The organism is Sphingopyxis sp. Q841 (assembly GCF_052384365.1).
Taxonomy (GTDB): domain Bacteria; phylum Pseudomonadota; class Alphaproteobacteria; order Sphingomonadales; family Sphingomonadaceae; genus Sphingopyxis; species Sphingopyxis terrae_A.
Genome location: NZ_JBQSUM010000001.1, coordinates 1,216,298 through 1,234,006 on the forward strand (window position 1 = coordinate 1,216,298; position 17,709 = coordinate 1,234,006).

Here is a 17,709-nt window from a genome sequence, read left to right on the forward strand (position 1 = left end):
AAAAACGGGATGAGGATCATGCTGACAAAAGGCGACGATTATCCGCTGCACCAGACCAGCGAGCCGATTGCGTTCGCCGGGACGGACCGCAACTTCTACGACCGCTATTTCTTCAACGGCTACAGCGCCGACGGCAGCGTCTTTTTCGCCGCCGCGATGGGGTTTTATCCCCAGCTCGGCATCGTCGATGCCAGCTTTTGCGTGATCGCCGACGGGGTGCAGCATAATCTGCGCGCCAGCCGTCGTTCGGGCGGCGAACGGCTCGACCTGTCGGTCGGCCCCATCGCCATAGCGATTGACGAACCGCTGCAAAAAGTGACGCTGCGGATCGCCGCCGACGATGGACCGCTGGCCGCCGAACTGACGTTCACCGGACGGCATTTTCCGATCGAGGAACCGCGCTTCATCCGCCGCAACGGCACGCGGCTGTTCATGGACTATACGCGGATGACGCAGAACGGCCGCTGGTCGGGATGGCTTTCGGTCGAGGGCGCGCGCACCGATCTCGGCGCGGGTTGGACGGGTACGCGCGACCGGAGCTGGGGGGTGCGTCCGGTCGGCGCCGCCGAACCGCAACCGCCGCCGGAGGGCAATTTCAACCAGTTCTTCTGGCTGTGGACGCCGTGCAATTTCGAGGCTCTATCGCTCTTCTTCCACAGCAACGATGATGGTGTCGGCGCGCCATGGAACCGGCGCGGCGTGATCAGCGGCGACGACGGAACCGAACGCCATTTCGATGCGCCCGGCTTTGCCATCGACTGGCAGAGCGGGACGCGCCGGGTCGCGCGAATGACCGCCGATCTCGGCGGCGGCCGCGCCCTGACCTTGACCCCGGCGGGTCCGGTGTTCGCGATGAGCGGGCTCGGCTACACGCATCCCGTCTGGGGTCACGGGCTCGACCATGGCGCCGAGCTTGCCGTCGCACATGACCGGCTGAACGAGGCCGAGCGCGGCTGGGGCAATCCGCTGGCAATGCACATCCAGGCTTTCGTGACCGCAGACTTGGTCGACGGCGGGCGGACGCACCGCGGCGTCGGGGTGCTCGAACAATTGTTCGTCGGACCGCACAGCCCGACCGGATTGACTGGCCTGATGGATCCCGCTGCATGAGATTTCCGACCGCGCCGGAGGCAATGACGGCCGACTGGATCGCCGACAAGCTGGGTCAGCCCCAGGGCGCGCTCATAGGCTTTAGCGCTGCCGCCATCGGCACCGGGCAGATGTGCGACAGCTTTCGTCTGACGCTCGATTGGTCGGACGGCACCGGGCTGCCACCAACGATCGTCGCCAAATGCCCGAGCCATGACGAGGCAAGCCGCAATATCGCGGCGCTCACCGCCACCTATGTCAAGGAAGTGAGCTGGTATCGTGAACTGGCAGCGGGCAGCGGCGTCGCGGCGCCGCACTGCTACCATGCCGATATTGCGGACAATGACGTCGACTTCATCCTGCTCCTCTCCGACCTCGCGCCGGCGCGGCAGGGCGACCAGCTCGCCGGCCTCGGTCTTGCCGGGCTCGCGCCGTGCATCGACGCCGCGGCGGGGCTGCATGCGCTGTTATGGAACGACGTCCGCGCGGACGCGCTGCCATGGCTGAACCGCGACACGAGCCAAATCGTCCGCGCGCTGTTTCCCGGACTCTATGAGGGGTTTCGCGAGCGCTACGCGGGTCGGCTCGACCGCGACGCGCTCGATCTCGGCGCCGGGATCGTCGATCGTCTCGACGCCTATCTGACCCGCACGCCGGCCGCGCGCACGATCGTTCACGGCGACCTGCGCATCGACAATATCCTCTTCGCCCCCGACGGAGCGCGTTGCTGGCTGGTCGACTGGCAGACATTGGGCCGTGGCAGCGGCGCGACCGACATCGCCTATCTGGTGGGGACGAGCATCGCCGATCCCGCCGAACGCGCGGCCGCCGATCGCGCCGCCTTCGACGCCTGGATCTCTGCGCTGCGCGCGCGCGGCGTGGAACCCGACGAGGCGGAATTGTGGGACGATTACCGCGTCGGCGCGCTCAGCGGATATTTCATGGCGGTGTTCGCGTCGATGAACGTCGAACGCACCGAACGCGGCGACGAAATGTTCGCGGTGATGGCCGAGCGCCCCGCGCGGCAGGCGATTGCGCTGGGCAGCCTCGACCTCCTTTAGGTGGCGACGCGGCTGTCGGCGACTGCTTCGACGATCGCAGCGCAAAAGGCGTCGAGGTCGTCGGGGCAGCGGCTGGTGATGATCCCGCGATCGACAACCACGGCTTCGTCGAGCAGCCTTGCACCGGCATTGCCTATGTCGGTGCGGATCGATTTGTAACCGGTCATCCGACGACCTTCGGCCAGTCCGGCCTCGATCAGAAGCCATGGCGCATGGCAGATGGCGGCAATCGGCTTACCCGCCTTGGCGAAGGCGCGGATGAGGTCGATCGCCGCGTCCTCTACGCGCAGCAGATCGGGATTGATCTGCCCGCCGGGGAGCACCAGCGCGTCATAATCCTCCACCTCGACGTCCTTGATCAGACAATCGACCGCGACCTTGTCGCCCCAGTCGTCGCCGTCCCAGCCACGAATATCGTCCGTCCCCAGCGAGGCGATGCTTAGGTCGGCGCCTGCCTCCTCAAGCTGCTTCAACGGCACTTCGAGTTCGGATTGTTCGAAACCATCGGTCGCCATGATCAATATCTGGCGGCCGCTGAGCGCTGCGGCGTTCGGCATGGGCTTTCTCCTTCGATGTTGTTGCCAAACCAACGCGCCGCCATCGCCCGATGTTGCAGTCGGCGCCTAGAAAGCACCACGCAAAAAGGGCGGCCCGTCGCCGGACCGCCCTCCTTTTCTCCACCCGTCGGCGGAAGAAACTTAGCGCTTCGAGAACTGGAAGCTGCGGCGGGCCTTCGCCTTGCCGTACTTCTTACGCTCGACCGCGCGGCTGTCGCGAGTCAGGAAGCCGGCCGCCTTGACCGTGCCGCGAAGCGCCGGTTCGAAGCGGGTCAGCGCCTGCGCGATGCCGTGCAGAACGGCGCCTGCCTGACCCGAGAGGCCGCCGCCCTTGACGGTCGCGACGACGTCATACTGGCCGGCGCGTTCGGTCAGACCGAAGGGCTGGTTGATGACGAGGCGCAGCGTCGGGCGCGCGAAATAGACTTCCTGGTCGCGGCCGTTGACGGTGATCTTGCCCGTGCCGGGCTTGACCCACACGCGGGCGACGGCGTCCTTGCGGCGGCCGGTCGCATAAGCGCGGCCCTGCTTGTCGACCTGCTTTTCGCGGAGCGGAGCCGTCGGAGCGGCCGGAGCGACGGTGCCTTCGACGGCGCCGGCGAGATCCTTGAGATCGGTCATGGTCTGTTCGTCAGCCATTATGCACCCACCTTGTTCTTGCGGTTCATCGACGCGACGTCGATCACTTCGGGGCTCTGCCCTTCGTGCGGATGTTCGCTGCCGGCGAAAATGCGCAGGTTGCGCATCTGCTGGCGGCCGAGCGGGCCGCGCGGGATCATGCGTTCGATCGCCTTTTCGAGCACGCGCTCGGGGAAGCGGCCTTCCAGAACCTTCTGGGCGGTGACTTCCTTGATGCCGCCGGCATAGCCGGTGTGCTTGTAATAGACCTTGTCGGACAGCTTCTTGCCGGTGAACTTCACCTTTTCGGCGTTAATGACGATGACATTGTCACCGCAATCGACGTGGGGGGTAAAGCTCGGCTTGTGCTTGCCGCGCAGGATATTGGCGATGATCGAAGCGACGCGGCCAACAACCAGGCCGTCGGCGTCGATCAGCACCCATTTCTTCTCGACCGTACCGGCGTTCGCCGACTGGGTCGTCTTGGTCAGCGCCTTCATGGCACGCTCCTTGACAGAGATGGACGGGAGTGACCGGCCGGAAGGCCCGCCAACCCGAAAACAAACCGCGCCGCCCGACCCCAGGGGGACTCAGCGGCGCTTCGACGCGGGCCAATGGCGCTAGACAGACCGAAAGTCAAGCTGAGAGCGGCTTTGCTGACGGGTATTATGATACCATCAGCTGGGATCACCCGGTTCGAGTGCCCTGATCCGCTCCTCGACCAGCTTGCGATCGGTGGCGTTTCCGCTCGTCAGGAAGCTCTGGCGGCGCTCCTCGGCGAGCAGCCCGGTCCCCAGATCGATCGTCCAGCGCGTATCGACCTTAATCGGCTGCGCCGGGCCGGCAGCGGGCGGCTCGCTCGCCGATATGGTGCGCCGACCGGCAACCGTCACGGTCATGATCGGGCCGTCGGCGCCGTTCGGGATCGCGCCGTTTGCGGGCACGACGAGGGCACGGATGTCGGCACTCGCCAGCTTGTCGCGCTCGGCTGGCGGCAAGGTGGCGATGATCTGCGCGGCCCGCTTCGCCTCGGGGCGGCCGGACGCATCCGCAAGCGCCTGCGCCCGGTCGACGACGCGGCGCCACAGTCCTTCGGGGTCGACCATATCGACCGAGCTGCCGTCGGCGGGGACGAAGTAGGTCAGCGTCTCGCCAATCAGCGGGTCGATCAGCAGCCGCAGCGTGCGCACGACTTCGGGATGCGCGTCCGACTCGACGCGGTCGAACCGCGCCAACAACTGATAACCGCGCCCGACGCGCCGCCACCGCAAATCATAAATGAGCGCAAAGCTGGTGAAGCCGCCGTCGCGGCTCGACCGCCGCGTTGCGACGCGGTAGGTGAGCGGACGATCGAGCGGCGGTGCGAACGCGAGTGCGGCAACCTGCTGCGTTTCCGAAGGGACCGGAGGCTCCGGCGCCTGCGCCGCAAGCAGCAACAGGGCGCCGAGGACGATCATGCCGCTGCGCGACCGAGCCGGTGGAGCGCGGCGGCAGTCGTCGCGACGAGAATGGCGCCCGTCACCTGGTGCAACACCGCAATCCACATCGATACGCCGGTCACGACCGTCAGAATGCCGAGCGTCATCTGCGCCGCGACGACCAGCAGCAGCAGACCGGCCTCGCGCCGAGACCCTTGCCGGGCGAGCGAGCGCGCCAGCAACAGCAACGCGCCCGCCGCGACCCACGACCACCAGCGATGGAGGAAATGGATGAGCAAGGGATCGTTGGTGACGGCGAGCCAGGTCCCACCCGACCAGTCGATACCTTCGGGAACAAAATGATCATTCATCAGCGGCCAGGTGCTCGCGACATAGCCCGCATTGAGCCCGGCAACCCACGCGCCGAGCAGGAGCTGGACGATCAGAATCGCAATGACTGCAATCGCCGCGCCCGTCAGGCGCGCCGGGCGCGCACCGGGATCGCGCGCCAGCAGCGCAAGGTCGCGCGCCGTCCAAACGAGCCCCGCAAGCAGGAACAACGCGGTCAGGAGGTGCGTCGCGAGCCGGAAATGGCTGACATCGGTGCGATATTCGAGTCCCGACGCGACCATCCACCAACCGATCGCGCCCTGCAGGCCGACAAGCGCGGCGAGCGCGAACAGCCGCCAGCCATAGCCGGCCGGAATCGCGCGGCGCCACGCGTACCAGGCAAGCGGCACCAGCAAAGCCATGCCGACCAGACGGCCAAGGATCCGGTGCAGCCACTCCCAGAAGAAAATCCCCTTGAAGGCCGCGAGCGACATGCCGAGGTTGATCTCCTTATATTCGGGGATCTGCTTGTATTTTTCGAACTCGGCCTGCCATCCGGCCTCGGTCAGCGGCGGCAGCACCCCCGATACGGGCTTCCATTCGGTGATCGACAGCCCCGATTCGGTCAGCCGGGTGATGCCGCCGACGGCGACAACCATGATGACGAGGATGGCGACGGCCCACAGCCAGCGCGCGAGCGCGGCGGGGCGGGGATGGAGCGGCCGGGCCGATGACGAAGCGTTCAACATCGCCCCGCCCTATCGGCGCTTGCCGGGCGATAGGCAAGAGGCGGCGGCGCCGCTCGAAATTCATGGCTCCGACAGAAAGGCGCTGATAAGTCGGCCCCCATGCTGCGCCTGTCCGCCGCCCTTCTGCTTGCCATCGCCGCCCCCGCCGCCGCGATGGCCGAGCCCTCTCCCTATCCGGCGCTCGCGGCGCTCGAGGCGCGCGTCGCGACCATCGGCTACCGCCTGACGACGGGCAATGCCCCATGGTGCGCGAGGGTCCAGCCGCAGTTCGGCTGGCTATGGGGCGATCCGCGGCTTTATTCCGACGCGCAGCGCCCGGATGCCGAGGCCGCCTATGACGCCGCGGACACCGACACGCCGTTCCTCGCCGCGGTCGCCGCGGGCTCGCCCGCTGCCGCCGCCGGGCTGCATGCGGGGAGCCTGGTGCAAGGCCTGGCCGGTTCCCTGCCGCCGCAAGGCGAGGGCAGCGACGCCTATGCCCGCATCGCCGCCCTCGAAAGGCTTTTTGCAGGCCTGCCGAGCGACCGGCCCGCCATGCTCGACACCGGCAAGGCTCCGGTACGGATCGTACCGGTGGTCGGCTGCGCGACCGATTTCCGCGTCGACGCCCGCGACCGCCCCGACGGGGCCGCCGACGGCCGGCTCGTCGTCATTTCCGCAGGGCTGGCGCAATTCGCAAAGGACGACGCCGAGCTGGCGGCCGCCGTCGCGCACGAACTCGCGCATAATATTCTTAGGCACCGCGCCCGGCTCGACGCCGCGGGGGTCGATCGCGGACTGTTGCAGCAGTTCGGCCGCAATGCGCGGCTGTTCAAGCAGACAGAGATCGAAGCCGATCGCCTCTCGCCCTGGCTGATGGCGAATGCCGGCTATGATCCGCGCGCCGCAGTCCGCTTCTGGACCGCTTTCGGCCAACGTGCCGGCCGTCCGTTGCTTCAGGCGGGAACCCACCCTCGTTGGGAGGACCGCGCCGCCTCGATCGAAAAGGAGGTTCGGGCGATCGACGCGCTGCGCGCGGCGGGGCAGCCGCTCGCGCCGCCACTCATCGGCGCACCGCCGCCCTTGGAATAAGGAGCGCCCGATCCTATCTGGACGTCTCCCACCCTATCCAAGGCCCACTCCATCAAAGGCCCACCCCATCAAAGGATCGACGCGATGACAGAGACCGCCATTTTTGCCGGAGGCTGCTTCTGGTGCACCGAAGCGGTATTCAAATCGCTGGCGGGGGTCGAAAGCGTCGAAAGCGGCTATATCGGCGGGTCGGTCGCCAATCCGACCTACAAGCAGGTGTGCAGCGGTGATACCGGCCATGCCGAGGCGATCCGCATCGGATATGATCCGGCGGCCATTTCCTATGCCGACCTGCTCGACGTGTTCTTCGCGACGCACGATCCGACGCAACTCAATCGCCAGGGCAACGACATCGGCACCCAGTATCGCAGCGCCATCTTCCCGCTCGACGAAACGCAGGCCGCCGCCGCCGAGGCCGCAATCGCGCGCGCGCAGCCCGACTGGCCCGCGCCGATCGTGACCCGCATCGAACCGGCTTCGACCTGGTATCCGGCCGAGGATTATCATCAGGATTATTGGGACGGCGAAGGCCAGCGCAACCCCTATTGCATGGCGGTAATCCCGCCGAAGCTCGCGAAGCTGCGCAAGGGCTTTTCGGAGCGGCTGCGCGAGGCCTGAGCCCGTCGGTCATCGTCCGGCCGACTGTTGCAATATGGCCGCATGGCGTCACTTTTCCTTGACTTAGCGGCGCTTTTCTCTAGCGGACGCCGCCTCGCGGGGGCAGGATCACCCCCATCCGAGGTGGGGACCGCTACAGCGTGCTGATACCATTGCTTCTGATCGGCTCGTCGATGACGGCGCCGCAGCTCGCCATGCAGGCGGCGGCGCAAACTGTCGTGGATGACAGTCCAGGCGGCATGGCGCTGGCGGTCAACCGCATGCTCGGCGGCATCGTGACCTATGCGACATGGCCGAACGAGGCGTCGGGCGCGCCGCGCACCATGTGCATCATCGGCACGCCGCGCCTGACCGAACGTCCGGCGCCCGACCTGCCCGGCCGCGGATCGGTGAGCGTCCGGCGCATCAGCGCCGCAGCGGCAATCGGCGGGGCGGGCTGTCATATGCTCTATCTCGGGCAGATGCCCGTGGCGGACCGGCAACGCCTGATCGGCTGGGTGCACGGAAAGGCGATCCTGACCGTCACTGACGATGACAACAACTGCAACCTCGGCGCGATGTTCTGCCTGAGCGCGCAGGGCCAGCGGCTCAGCTTTTCGGTCAATCTCGATTCGATCGGCCGCGGATCGGTGCGCGTCGATCCGCGCGTGCTCAAGATCGGCAGCGACGGGGGGCCGCGATGACGCCGGCTCCTGCCCCCGAACGCAGCGGCGCGCACACCACCCTGCAAAAGCTGCTGTCGCGCTTTCATTTCGGGGTGACGCTGCTTGCGGTCGCCCTATCGGGGATCACCATCCTGCTCGCCGGGATCACGACGCTGCGCGGCTATGCAGATCGCAACATGGAGCTGGCGGCGCAGGTCGCGGCCTATGGCGTCGAACCCGCGCTCGTCTTCAACGATCCCCAAGCGGCGCGCGAGGGGTTGCAACCGCTCACCCGAATTCCCGGCATCGCGCGCCTGCGCGTGCTTGACGACAAGGGACGGCTGCTCACCGAATGGGTGTCGCCGCACGGCGATGCAATGCCGATGCTGACGGGCTTTTTCTTTCCGCGGCCCTTTGCGACCACCGTCCAGCGCAACGGATCGGTCATCGGGACGATCGAGGTGTGGGGCGACAGTTCGACGCTGACCCATTATGTACGGCTCGGCCTGCTCGCCGGTCTCGCCTGTCTGCTCATTACCGCGATCGGCACGGTCATCCTCGCCCGGCGCTTCGAATATGAGCTGGTCAAGCCGCTCGGCGAGATTGCTACCGTCGCGCACGATGTCCGGCTGCACCGCCGCTTCGACAAGCGGGTGCAGGGGCTCGGCATTGCCGAGCTTGACCGGCTCGGCGGCGACATCAATGCCCTGCTTGACGAGCTGCAGGGCTGGCAGGGGCATATGGAAAGCGAAAAGGCGCTGCTCGCCCACCGCGCCTCGCACGATCCGCTCACCGCGCTGCCCAACCGCGCGGCGTTCGACGAAGCGCTGGCGGCGAGGCTGGCTGCGGGTGCCGCCCGCTTTGCGCTGCTGTTCATCGATGCCGACAATTTCAAGGCGGTGAATGACGGCTTTGGTCACGCCGCCGGCGACGCGGTGCTCGTCGCGCTGTCGCAGCGGATCAAGGCGCTGCTTCACCCGGGCGATTTCGCCGCGCGCATCGGCGGCGACGAATTCGTGATGATCGTCGATCCGGCCGGACATGACGCACAACCCGACTCGCTCGCCGAGCGCCTTCGCGCGGCCATCGCCGATCCGATCACGCTGCCCGGCGGCGACAGCTACCGCCTGTCGGTGAGCATCGGCGTTGCCGTGCATCCTGCCGACGGCACCGATCCCACCGCGATGCTGACCGCGGCCGACGCCGCCATGTATGCCGACAAGCTCGGCAAGCTTTCGAAATGACGACCCCCCGGAGACCTGCAATGACCCATGCCGCCCCCCGCCACCTTCGCACCCTGTTCGCGCTGGCCGTCGCCGCATTGCTCGCAGCGTGCCAGAGCATGCCGGCGCCAAAGGGCTTCAATGCCGCACAGATCGCGGTGCTGAAGGAAGAAGGCTTCATCCCCGCCCCCGCGGCCGCCGACGACAGCTGGCAGCTCACGATGGCCGATCGCCTGCTGTTCGCGACCAACGAAAGCGCAATCCAGCCCGAACAGACCGAACGCCTCGGCACGCTTGCCCGGCGCCTGATCGCGGTCGGCATCCCCAGCGCGCGTGTCGAAGGTCACACCGATTCAACGGGCGCTCCCGACTATAACCAGAAGCTCTCCGAAGCCCGGGCCCAGGCCGTTGCCGCGCCGCTGATCGCGGGCGGAATGCAATTCGCCCCCGGCCAGATTATCGGACGCGGCGAAACCATGCCGCTGTCTTCGAACGACACGCCCGAAGGCCGGCAGGACAATCGCCGCGTCGTCATCATCGTGACGCCCTGAAGCGCCGTCGGCCCTGCCTTTCCACACTGCCCGATCCGCGCTAAGAGCCCGGCCATGAAACCGATCCGCAAAGCCGTCTTTCCCGTCGCCGGCCTCGGCACGCGCTTCCTGCCCGCGACCAAGGCGATCCCCAAGGAAATGCTGCCTGTCGTCGACCGGCCGCTGATCCAATATGCGGTCGACGAGGCGCGCGAGGCGGGGATCGAGCAGATGATCTTCGTCACCGGCCGCGGCAAGAGCGCGATCGAGGATCATTTCGACATCGCCTTCGAACTCGAACGCACGATGTCCGAACGCGGCAAGGATTTGTCGGTCCTGGAACCCACGCGGCTCGGTCCCGGCAATTGCGCCTACGTCCGCCAGCAGGAGCCGATGGGGCTGGGCCATGCGATCTGGTGCGCGCGCGACATCGTCGGCGACGAACCCTTCGCGATCTTCCTGCCCGACGAATTCATGCACGGCAGCCCCGGCTGCATGAAGCAGATGGTCGATGCCTATCACAAGGTCGGCGGCAACCTGATCTCGGTGCTCGAAGTGCCGCACGAACAGGTGTCGAGCTATGGCGTGATCGCGCCGGGCCGCGCCGACGGCGCCCTGACCGAAGTCCGCGGCCTTGTCGAAAAGCCCGCGATCGACGATGCCCCGTCGAACCTTATCATCTCGGGCCGCTATATCCTTCAGCCCGACGTGATGCGCGTGCTCGAAAGCCAGGAAAAGGGCACAGGCGGCGAAATCCAGCTCACCGACGCCATGGCGACGATGATCGGCCGGCAGCCCTTTCACGCGGTCACCTTCGACGGCGCCCGTTACGACTGCGGATCAAAGGCCGGCTATATCCAGGCCAATCTGGCGATCGCGCTCGAACGCCCCGACATGGCCGCCGACGTGCGCGCCTTCGCGCTCGATCTGCTCAAATAGGAAGTGCAGGGCGGAAACCGGCGGGGACGCGCCCCGCCGGTCCGTCCGTCATTCGCCCTCGATATCGGGCTTGGGAAAGCGATCGGCGCCCAGCGTCTTGTAGAGCCAGCCGCCGGCAAGCCCGCCGGCGAGAGGTGCGAGCCAGAACAGCCAGAGCTGCTGAAGCGCCAGCCCGCCGACAACGAGCGCCGGGCCGGTGCTGCGCGCCGGATTGACCGAGGTGTTGGTCACCGGGATCGAGATGAGGTGGATGAGCGTGAGCGCGAGGCCGATGGCCAGCGGCGCGAAACCCGCGGGTGCGCGGCCGTCGGTCGAACCCATGATGACCCACAGGAAGCCGGCGGTCAGCACGACCTCGATAATCAGCGCCGACCAGATGTCGTAATGGCCGGGCGAGCCGTCGCCGAAACCGTTGGCAGCGAGGCCCTTGGTCGCAAGATCGAAATCGGGATTTCCGCTCGCGATATAATAGAGGAGAAAAGCGGCGACGATCGCGCCCAGCACCTGCGCGACGACATAGAGTGGAATGTCGCGCGACTGAAAGCGGCCGCCGGCCCAAAGGCCGACCGTGACCGCGGGGTTGAGATGGCAGCCCGAGATATGGCCGATGGCATAGGCCATGGTGACGACCGTCAGGCCGAAGGCGAGCGCGACGCCGAGCAATCCGATGCCGACATCGGGAAAGGCCGCCGCTAGAACCGCGCTGCCGCAACCGCCGAAGACAAGCCAGAATGTGCCGATAAACTCGGCCAGACCCTTTTGCATATTGGTCATATGGACCCTCCCTCCCGCCCGGGGCCGGAAGCGCCGCGGGCGCGGGAGCAACCTATCACAGCCCATGCCCCCGGCAAGTCTTTGTAAACCATATGTCCCGCGGCGGGATTCAGGCCGCAGCGACGGTCTCGACGAATTGGCTCGCGCGCTGATGCAACGATCGCGCCGCGCGGGTCAGCCCCGACGACAATTCGCCGAGCGCAATCGCCTCCTGTCCGACCGCCGCGGCGCCGCGGCCGATCTGATGGACGCGCGTGTCGATCTCCTTCCCCGCGGCAACCGCCTGCTCGACATAGCTTGCGATCAGCAGGGTCGTCGCGCTCTGGCCGTCGACCGCCGTATCGACGGCATCCGAAAAGGCGTTGTTCGCCTCGATCGCGCGTTCGACCTCGGCAAAGCCTTCGGCAACCTGCCCGACGATTTCGCGAATATGGTCGATGAAGGGCGAAATGTCGCTTGCCGCGGCACGGGTCTGCGCCGCGAGATTCTTCACTTCCTGGGCAACGACAGCGAAGCCGCGCCCCGCCTCCCCCGCGCGCGCCGCCTCGATCCCGGCGTTGAGCGCCAGCATGTTGGTGCGGCTGGCCATGTCGATGATCAGGCGCAGCATATGCTCGATCGACTGGCTCGCCTCGCGCAGCGCGGTCGCCCGCTCGCTCGCCGACCGGACGCGCGCATGGGCGTGACGCCGCACGTCGCGCGCCCGGGTGCCGTCGGCGACGATGCGCGCCATGCTGGCGGCGAGCCCCCGCCCCCGATCCCCAAGCTCCTGAAGCCCCGCGAGCGTCTGGGCGGTTGCGCCCGCGACCGACACCGCGTCGCGCCCCGTCTCGTCGGCACGCGTCCCCAGCCCCTGCGCCACCGCCTCTGCCTCACGCGCCATCTCGGCGAGCGTCGCGGTCAGCGCGCTGATATCCTGTTCGAAGCGGCGCCCGCTTGCTTCGACCGTCGCGGCGCGCGCGCTGCGTTCCTGCGCCACCTCGATCTCGCGCAGCATGGCCAATTTCGACAGTTGCGCCGAGTCGAGCGTTTCGACGAAGCGGCCGCGATCGACAAGCACGAGTTCCTGCGCCGCCGACTGCGCGGCGATCCTCAGCAGCGCGGCGGTGCTCTCGCCGACATCGGCGATCTGGCACGGATCGATGAGCGAGGCGATCGATCCCCCGATCGACGGGTTTTGCATCAGCGAAAACCAATAGGGACAAAAGAGCAATTCGCGCACGCGCTGTTCGCGGATGATTCCGACCGGATGGCCCGCGGCGTCGACGATCGTCAGGACGCGCAACTGCGGCTGCGCCCGGAAAATGTCGATCACCGCCGACAGATGCGCATCGTGAGCGATCGCCATCGAATGTCCGGTCGCGGGGGCCAATAGCGGATCGGGGGGCGTCATCTGTCTCTCTTGACTGCAAAGCGATGCAGGGCGACCTAGGCCAAGAGGGTTAATGCGAATTTAACTATTTGTTTCAGTGATATGACAGAAGCGCCGAAAGGCTGCACTTTTGGCCGCAAGCCGCTGGCCATTGCTGCGGCAATGTGCAACGCCGGACGCCGAGGAGAAGGACGATGCGGATATGGTTCGGGGCGATGCTGGCGCTGCCCCTGCTTGCGGGCTGTGTAAGCACCGTGAAATCGGTCGTCACCGCGCCGGTGAAGGCCGCAGGACAGGTCGTCGACTGGTCGACCACCAGCCAGGACGAGGCCGACCGCAACCGCGGCCGGGCGATGCGCGAACGCGAGGAGAGGCTGGGCAAGCTTTCGCGCCAGCGCGACAAGGCGGCTGAAAAATGCGAGCGCGGCGACCACGATCAATGCCGCCGCGCCGAAGTGCTGAACCATGAAATCGAAGCGGTGATGGCCGAACCGATGTAAGCCCGGCGCGACCTGGCCGCCTCCGTGGCAACAGCGAATAATCCCTACTTCCTTGCGCCCTATCGCGCATCGGCAATGTCGCCCGATCGGTCGCCCAGCAGATAGCGCGGGCCGGCGCCGCGCTGCGCCGCCTTGTCCCGGGCGTTATAAAGCCCGCATTTCTTCAGGCTCAGGCAACCGCAACCGATGCAGCCGTCCAGCAGGTCGCGCGTCCGTTCCAGCGCCGCGATCTGTGCGTCGATCCGCGCGCGCAGGCCGGTGCTGATCCGGCGCCAGTCGGCGGCATTGGGGGTACGTTCCGAAGGGAGGCGCGCCAGTTCCGCCGCGATCTCGTCGAGGCTGAGCCCCATCTGCTGCGCGATAAGGATAAACGACAGGCGCCGCGTGTCGGCGCGCAGAAAGCGTCTTTGTCCGCCCGCCGTGCGCAGCGACGCGATCAGTCCCTTCGCTTCGTAGAAACGGATCGCCGACACCGCAACGCCGGTTCGTGCGGCAAGCTCGCCGATGGGCAGAAGGTCGGTACGGTGCACGAAAGCCCCTTCGCGAAATATGCTTGATCTAAAGCTTAGTTGAACTTTCATATCTGTCTGCGTCAACCCGAATCAGGAGTTTCAGCCCGTGACGCATCCCTTTATCGAACATGTGAATCTGACCGTCAGCGACCCCGAACGCAGCGCCGCGCTGATGGCGCGGATCTTCGGCTGGCACGAACGCTGGCGCGGGCCGGCGCGCGACGGCGGCATGTCGATCCACGTCGGATCGGATGAGGCCTATGTCGCATTCTACACCGGTCCCGACGGCCTTCATGCGAACGCGCATTTCGCGAAAGGCGAACCGCTCAACCATGTTGGCATCCAGGTCGACGATCTCGATGCGATCGAGGCGAAAGTGGTCGATGCCGGTTTGCGCCCTTTTAATCACGGCGTTTACGAACCCGGGCGCCGCTTCTATTTCTTCGACCTGGACGGCATCGAATATGAGGTGGTGAGCTACGCCGCGCGGCCCGCGCGCTAAAGCGCGCAACATCGGGGCGGCTCCGCGCGTTAGCATGACACAAGCAGAAAGGAGCCTCCCCGATGAGCAAGGACATCAAACAGCGTTTCTGGAAGGAAATGGCCGACAATCCCTATCTGATGGTCGCGCTCGACGCCGGTCACGCCCATGCGATCCCGATGACCGCGCAGCTCGACAAAGACAATGACGGCTATTTCCATTTTTTCCACGCCAAGAGTGGCCGTCTCGCCGCAGGCGGGCGCGCGATGGCGCAATATGTCGCCAAAGGCCATGACCTGTTCGCATGCGTCTCCGGCACGCTGACTCCGGTGACCGACCGTGCGACGATCGACAAATATTGGTCGAAGCCGGTCGAGGCCTGGTACGAAGGCGGCAAGGATGACCCGGACCTGCTGATGCTGCGCTTCGATCTCGACGATGCCGAAATCTGGACCGCAGAGGCCGGGATCAAGGGTCTGTTCCGCCTGATGACCGGATCGACGGTGAAGGAAGGCGAACTCGGCAGCCATGCCGAGGTGGCGCTTTAGGACGAAGAAGCCGCATCGCGCTCGCGGGCCTCGATCCCCATCTCGACCAGCGCATAGAGGACGCGGCGCGCGGCGGCGACGTCCTCGGCGCCGACCCGCGCCGCGAGCTTCGCGTCGATGGCATCGCGCGCCTGACCCTGGATCGTCGCCGCCTCGGCGCCGCGCTCGGTCAGGCGCACAGTCAGTCGGCGCCGGTCGGCGGGATCGGCCTGGCGCTCTAGATAGCCGCGCATGACGAGCGTATCGACAAGCTGCCCCGCCGCCTGCTTCGATATGCGCAGATCGCGGATCAGAGCCCCCAGCGGCACCTCCTCCGCCCCCAGCGCCAAACCGCCGATCACATAGAGCCCGTTTGCCGGGATGTCGTCAAATCCGGCGCGATCAAGCGCCCGGCGCATTGCTCCGCCATAGATGGTGCGCGCATGGCGCAGAAGGGCGGGCATAACGATCTCGCGGTGGCGGGCGGTGTCCGAATTGCTCATTCGGCGAATATTTCCCGCTTCGGCCATTTAGTCAATATAATTTACTATCATTAAAATGGACTAATTTCGCCATTGGCGAAGCTGAAGCCATCGGCGCGATCGCGCGCCAGCAAGGCGGGGCCGTCGAGGTCGACCCATCGCGCCCGCTGCGCGAGCAGATACGCCGGCGCGATCGCCAGGCTGGTCGACAGCATGCAGCCGACCATGATGCTCAGACCCGCCGCGTCGGCGGCATCGGCCAGCTTGAGTGCCTCGGTCAGCCCGCCCGCCTTGTCGAGCTTGATGTTCACGCCGTCGTAAAAGGCCCCGATGCGCGGCACATCCGCAGCGACATGACAGCTTTCATCGGCGATGAACGGCAGCGGGGCATAGATGCCGTCGAGCAGCACGTCGGTGCCGACCGGCACCGGTTGCTCGATCATTTCGACTCCGAGGTCGGCGAGCGCCTCGACCTCAGGAAGCAGGTCGAGCGCGCCCCAGCTCTCGTTCGCATCGACGATCAGGCGGGCGCCGGGCGCCGCGCCCCGCACCGCGGCAACGCGCGCGCGATCTTCGGCGTCGCCGGCCAGCTTGATCTTGAACAGGCGATAGCCCGCCATCACCGCTTCCTCGGTTCGCGCCGCCATCGTGCCAGGGCCGCCGAGCGAAATGGTGAAGGCGGTGACGCGCGGTGCCGGCGCTTCGCAGCCGGCGAGCTGCCACAGCGGGACGGCGCGCTGGCGCGCTTCGAGATCCCATAGCGCACAGTCGATCGCGTTGCGCGCCGCACCCGCCCCCATCAATTCCTGCACCGCTGCCCGCGCGGCCGCCGCGCCCAGTCCCGCGAGATGCGGCATGACGCGCAGCAGAGCGTCGCGGCAGCCGGCCGCATCTTCGCCCTGATAGTAGATCGGCGTTCCCTCGCCGCGCCCGGCGACGCCGTCTTCCTCGACTTCGGCGACGACGACATCGACATGGTCGCTTGCACCGCGGCTGATGACGAATTCGCCCGCGACGGGCCAACGCTCGACGCGTGCGCTTTTCAGTTGGATAGCCATGCAGGAAGACTAATGTGCGACGCGATGACGGGCAAATCCCTTTCCGAACGCATCGGCGATCTGGGCCATCGGCTTTCCGTCGAGGCGCACGCCGCGTGGCTCGCCGCGCGGGACCCGCGGACGCCACTGATTGCCAGGCTGCTGGCGGTCGCCGTCGCTGCCTATGCGCTGTCGCCGATCGATCTGATACCCGATTTCGTCCCTGTACTCGGCTGGCTCGACGATCTGCTGATCGTCCCAGCGGGTCTGTGGCTGGTCCGACAGATGATCCCCGATCCGCTGTGGAGCGAATTGCATGCAGCGGCGGAGCTTGCGAGCGAGCGCCCCTCGAGCCGCGCGGGCATGGCCTTCATCCTTCTGTTGTGGGCAGGGCTGCTCTACCTCGTCTATTGGGCGGTCCGGACCTCGCCTTGGCATTGATGGGCGGGATTCGAAGTCGGGAGGCGGCCGGCGTGCGCATCCTCCGCGCCCTGCGATGCTTCTGCCGCCCCGTTTCTTCGCTGCCATAGCTGGAGTAGGCTGGTCGTCATGGATGCCATCATGCTTGCCCTCGTCGCGGTATTGCTAGCCAACGCCGATGGCCGAACCGGACGTTTGCTGTCGCAGGTGATGGCGGCGCGCGGGGATCGCCGCGCCGTCGTCGCGATTGCCTTCGCCGCCTTTCTGGCCAATGCGACCATCGCGGCGGTCGCGGGGACGGCAGCAAACCGGGTGATCGGTCAGGGTATCGTAGCGCTGCTGCTCGCCTTCGCGTTGCTCGGTGCGGCGGTCGCGCTCGTCTGGCGGGGGCGCCTCGGCCCGGCGGTCCTAAGTCTGGAAGAAGCTCCGTTGCCCTCGCTCGCGGCACGGCTGTTTCTGGCTCAACTCGGCGACCGCAGCCATTTCCTGATCGGCGCGCTGGCGGCGACGAGTGGCGCCGGGCTGTGGGCGGCCGCGGGGGGGCTGATCGGCTGGACGCTCTCGCTGGTCCCGTTCCTCGCTTTTGGCGCCGCGCTCGCCGATCAGGCCGCGGCACGGATCGCCCGGTTGATGAGCGCCGCGATTCTCACGCTATGGGGCCTCAACGCCGCGATGCGCGCCTTCGGTCTCTGACAGAAAATCCGATTATGGCGCCGAGTAATCGATTTTATCGATCACAGCATCGAACAGGCTTCAT

The 17,709-nt window shown here is 66.7% G+C and carries 23 protein-coding genes; 13 read left to right on the forward strand and 10 right to left on the reverse strand.

The genetic code is table 11. The features are described 5' to 3' along the window. The first annotated feature begins 18 nt into the window (after positions 1-18). Complete coding sequence (locus tag ACT17R_RS05985; protein WP_260834164.1) at positions 19-1,110, forward strand: hypothetical protein; 1,092 nt, start codon at positions 19-21, stop codon at positions 1,108-1,110. Then, entirely contained in the window at positions 1,107-2,150 is a 1,044-nt protein-coding gene (locus ACT17R_RS05990; protein WP_062901701.1) for a phosphotransferase family protein, read from the forward strand. Before ACT17R_RS05985 ends, ACT17R_RS05990 begins: the two co-directional genes overlap by 4 nt. On the opposite strand, the gene ACT17R_RS05995 is transcribed toward ACT17R_RS05990, so the two are convergent. The 5 genes from ACT17R_RS05995 to ACT17R_RS06015 all read right to left on the reverse strand — a co-directional run bounded on the left by ACT17R_RS05995 (position 2,147) and on the right by ACT17R_RS06015 (position 5,822). Then, the gene (locus ACT17R_RS05995) at positions 2,147-2,707 is read right to left on the reverse strand and encodes a type 1 glutamine amidotransferase domain-containing protein (protein WP_062901700.1); all 561 of its coding nucleotides are present in this window, start codon (positions 2,705-2,707) and stop codon (positions 2,147-2,149) included. The genes ACT17R_RS05990 and ACT17R_RS05995 overlap by 4 nt on opposite strands. Positions 2,708-2,848: 141 nt before the next feature. After that, positions 2,849-3,346: a 30S ribosomal protein S9 gene (gene rpsI / locus ACT17R_RS06000; protein ID WP_003041184.1), complete on the reverse strand. Its 498-nt coding sequence runs from the start codon at positions 3,344-3,346 to the stop codon at positions 2,849-2,851. Beyond that, the gene (rplM, locus tag ACT17R_RS06005) at positions 3,346-3,825 is read right to left on the reverse strand and encodes a 50S ribosomal protein L13 (protein ID WP_003041188.1); all 480 of its coding nucleotides are present in this window, start codon (positions 3,823-3,825) and stop codon (positions 3,346-3,348) included. The genes rpsI and rplM overlap by 1 nt, the downstream gene beginning before the upstream one ends. A 177-nt stretch (positions 3,826-4,002) precedes the next feature. Then, the gene (locus tag ACT17R_RS06010) at positions 4,003-4,782 is read right to left on the reverse strand and encodes a hypothetical protein (protein ID WP_186402876.1); all 780 of its coding nucleotides are present in this window, start codon (positions 4,780-4,782) and stop codon (positions 4,003-4,005) included. Then, on the reverse strand, positions 4,779-5,822 hold the full coding sequence (locus ACT17R_RS06015; RefSeq protein ID WP_186402875.1) for a COX15/CtaA family protein: 1,044 nt from the start codon (positions 5,820-5,822) through the stop codon (positions 4,779-4,781). The genes ACT17R_RS06010 and ACT17R_RS06015 overlap by 4 nt, the downstream gene beginning before the upstream one ends. A gap of 99 nt (positions 5,823-5,921) precedes the next feature. Between ACT17R_RS06015 and ACT17R_RS06020 the strand changes: the two genes are divergently transcribed. The 6 genes from ACT17R_RS06020 to galU all read left to right on the forward strand — a co-directional run bounded on the left by ACT17R_RS06020 (position 5,922) and on the right by galU (position 10,847). Then, complete coding sequence (locus ACT17R_RS06020) at positions 5,922-6,893, forward strand: M48 family metallopeptidase (protein WP_062901697.1); 972 nt, start codon at positions 5,922-5,924, stop codon at positions 6,891-6,893. An 84-nt stretch (positions 6,894-6,977) separates the two neighbouring features. Then, the gene (gene msrA, locus ACT17R_RS06025) at positions 6,978-7,511 is read left to right on the forward strand and encodes a peptide-methionine (S)-S-oxide reductase MsrA (protein ID WP_058812172.1); all 534 of its coding nucleotides are present in this window, start codon (positions 6,978-6,980) and stop codon (positions 7,509-7,511) included. A 140-nt stretch (positions 7,512-7,651) separates the two neighbouring features. After that, positions 7,652-8,194: a YfiR family protein gene (locus tag ACT17R_RS06030; protein ID WP_238929624.1), complete on the forward strand. Its 543-nt coding sequence runs from the start codon at positions 7,652-7,654 to the stop codon at positions 8,192-8,194. Continuing rightward, positions 8,191-9,399 (forward strand): diguanylate cyclase domain-containing protein, encoded by a 1,209-nt coding sequence (locus ACT17R_RS06035; RefSeq protein ID WP_062901695.1) that lies wholly within the window; start codon positions 8,191-8,193, stop codon positions 9,397-9,399. Before ACT17R_RS06030 ends, ACT17R_RS06035 begins: the two co-directional genes overlap by 4 nt. Positions 9,400-9,419: 20 nt before the next feature. Continuing rightward, complete coding sequence (locus tag ACT17R_RS06040) at positions 9,420-9,929, forward strand: OmpA family protein (RefSeq protein WP_186402874.1); 510 nt, start codon at positions 9,420-9,422, stop codon at positions 9,927-9,929. 54 nt (positions 9,930-9,983) lie between these two features. Next, positions 9,984-10,847, forward strand: a complete 864-nt coding sequence (gene galU / locus ACT17R_RS06045) for a UTP--glucose-1-phosphate uridylyltransferase GalU (RefSeq protein ID WP_062901693.1) — start codon at positions 9,984-9,986, stop codon at positions 10,845-10,847. 48 nt (positions 10,848-10,895) lie between these two features. On the opposite strand, the gene aqpZ is transcribed toward galU, so the two are convergent. Both aqpZ and ACT17R_RS06055 read right to left on the reverse strand, forming a co-directional pair. Further along, complete coding sequence (gene aqpZ, locus ACT17R_RS06050; RefSeq protein WP_003041215.1) at positions 10,896-11,621, reverse strand: aquaporin Z; 726 nt, start codon at positions 11,619-11,621, stop codon at positions 10,896-10,898. A 109-nt stretch (positions 11,622-11,730) separates the two neighbouring features. Beyond that, a complete protein-coding gene (locus tag ACT17R_RS06055; RefSeq protein ID WP_186402873.1) occupies positions 11,731-13,014 on the reverse strand; it encodes a methyl-accepting chemotaxis protein in 1,284 nt (427 codons plus the stop codon). 173 nt (positions 13,015-13,187) lie between these two features. On the opposite strand from ACT17R_RS06055, the gene ACT17R_RS06060 reads away from it, so the two are divergent. Next, entirely contained in the window at positions 13,188-13,493 is a 306-nt protein-coding gene (locus ACT17R_RS06060; RefSeq protein ID WP_062901691.1) for a hypothetical protein, read from the forward strand. A gap of 59 nt (positions 13,494-13,552) precedes the next feature. Here the strand turns inward: ACT17R_RS06060 and soxR are convergent, their stop codons facing one another. Further along, entirely contained in the window at positions 13,553-14,023 is a 471-nt protein-coding gene (gene soxR / locus ACT17R_RS06065) for a redox-sensitive transcriptional activator SoxR (protein WP_444809142.1), read from the reverse strand. A gap of 88 nt (positions 14,024-14,111) precedes the next feature. Here soxR and ACT17R_RS06070 point away from each other — a divergent pair, with 88 nt between their 5' ends. Together ACT17R_RS06070 and ACT17R_RS06075 are read left to right on the forward strand one after the other, a co-directional pair. After that, positions 14,112-14,507: a VOC family protein gene (locus ACT17R_RS06070; RefSeq protein ID WP_062901690.1), complete on the forward strand. Its 396-nt coding sequence runs from the start codon at positions 14,112-14,114 to the stop codon at positions 14,505-14,507. A gap of 62 nt (positions 14,508-14,569) precedes the next feature. Then, on the forward strand, positions 14,570-15,034 hold the full coding sequence (locus ACT17R_RS06075; RefSeq protein WP_062901689.1) for a pyridoxamine 5'-phosphate oxidase family protein: 465 nt from the start codon (positions 14,570-14,572) through the stop codon (positions 15,032-15,034). Here ACT17R_RS06075 and ACT17R_RS06080 read toward each other — a convergent pair. After that, a complete protein-coding gene (locus tag ACT17R_RS06080) occupies positions 15,031-15,516 on the reverse strand; it encodes a MarR family winged helix-turn-helix transcriptional regulator (protein ID WP_186402870.1) in 486 nt (161 codons plus the stop codon). The genes ACT17R_RS06075 and ACT17R_RS06080 overlap by 4 nt on opposite strands. A 50-nt stretch (positions 15,517-15,566) precedes the next feature. Beyond that, on the reverse strand, positions 15,567-16,553 hold the full coding sequence (locus ACT17R_RS06085; RefSeq protein WP_062901687.1) for a dipeptide epimerase: 987 nt from the start codon (positions 16,551-16,553) through the stop codon (positions 15,567-15,569). 24 nt (positions 16,554-16,577) lie between these two features. Between ACT17R_RS06085 and ACT17R_RS06090 the strand changes: the two genes are divergently transcribed. After that, on the forward strand, positions 16,578-16,973 hold the full coding sequence (locus tag ACT17R_RS06090) for a YkvA family protein (protein ID WP_062903106.1): 396 nt from the start codon (positions 16,578-16,580) through the stop codon (positions 16,971-16,973). Between the two features lie 108 nt (positions 16,974-17,081). After that, positions 17,082-17,645 (forward strand): hypothetical protein, encoded by a 564-nt coding sequence (locus ACT17R_RS06095; protein ID WP_444809143.1) that lies wholly within the window; start codon positions 17,082-17,084, stop codon positions 17,643-17,645. The last annotated feature ends 64 nt before the right edge of the window (positions 17,646-17,709 follow it).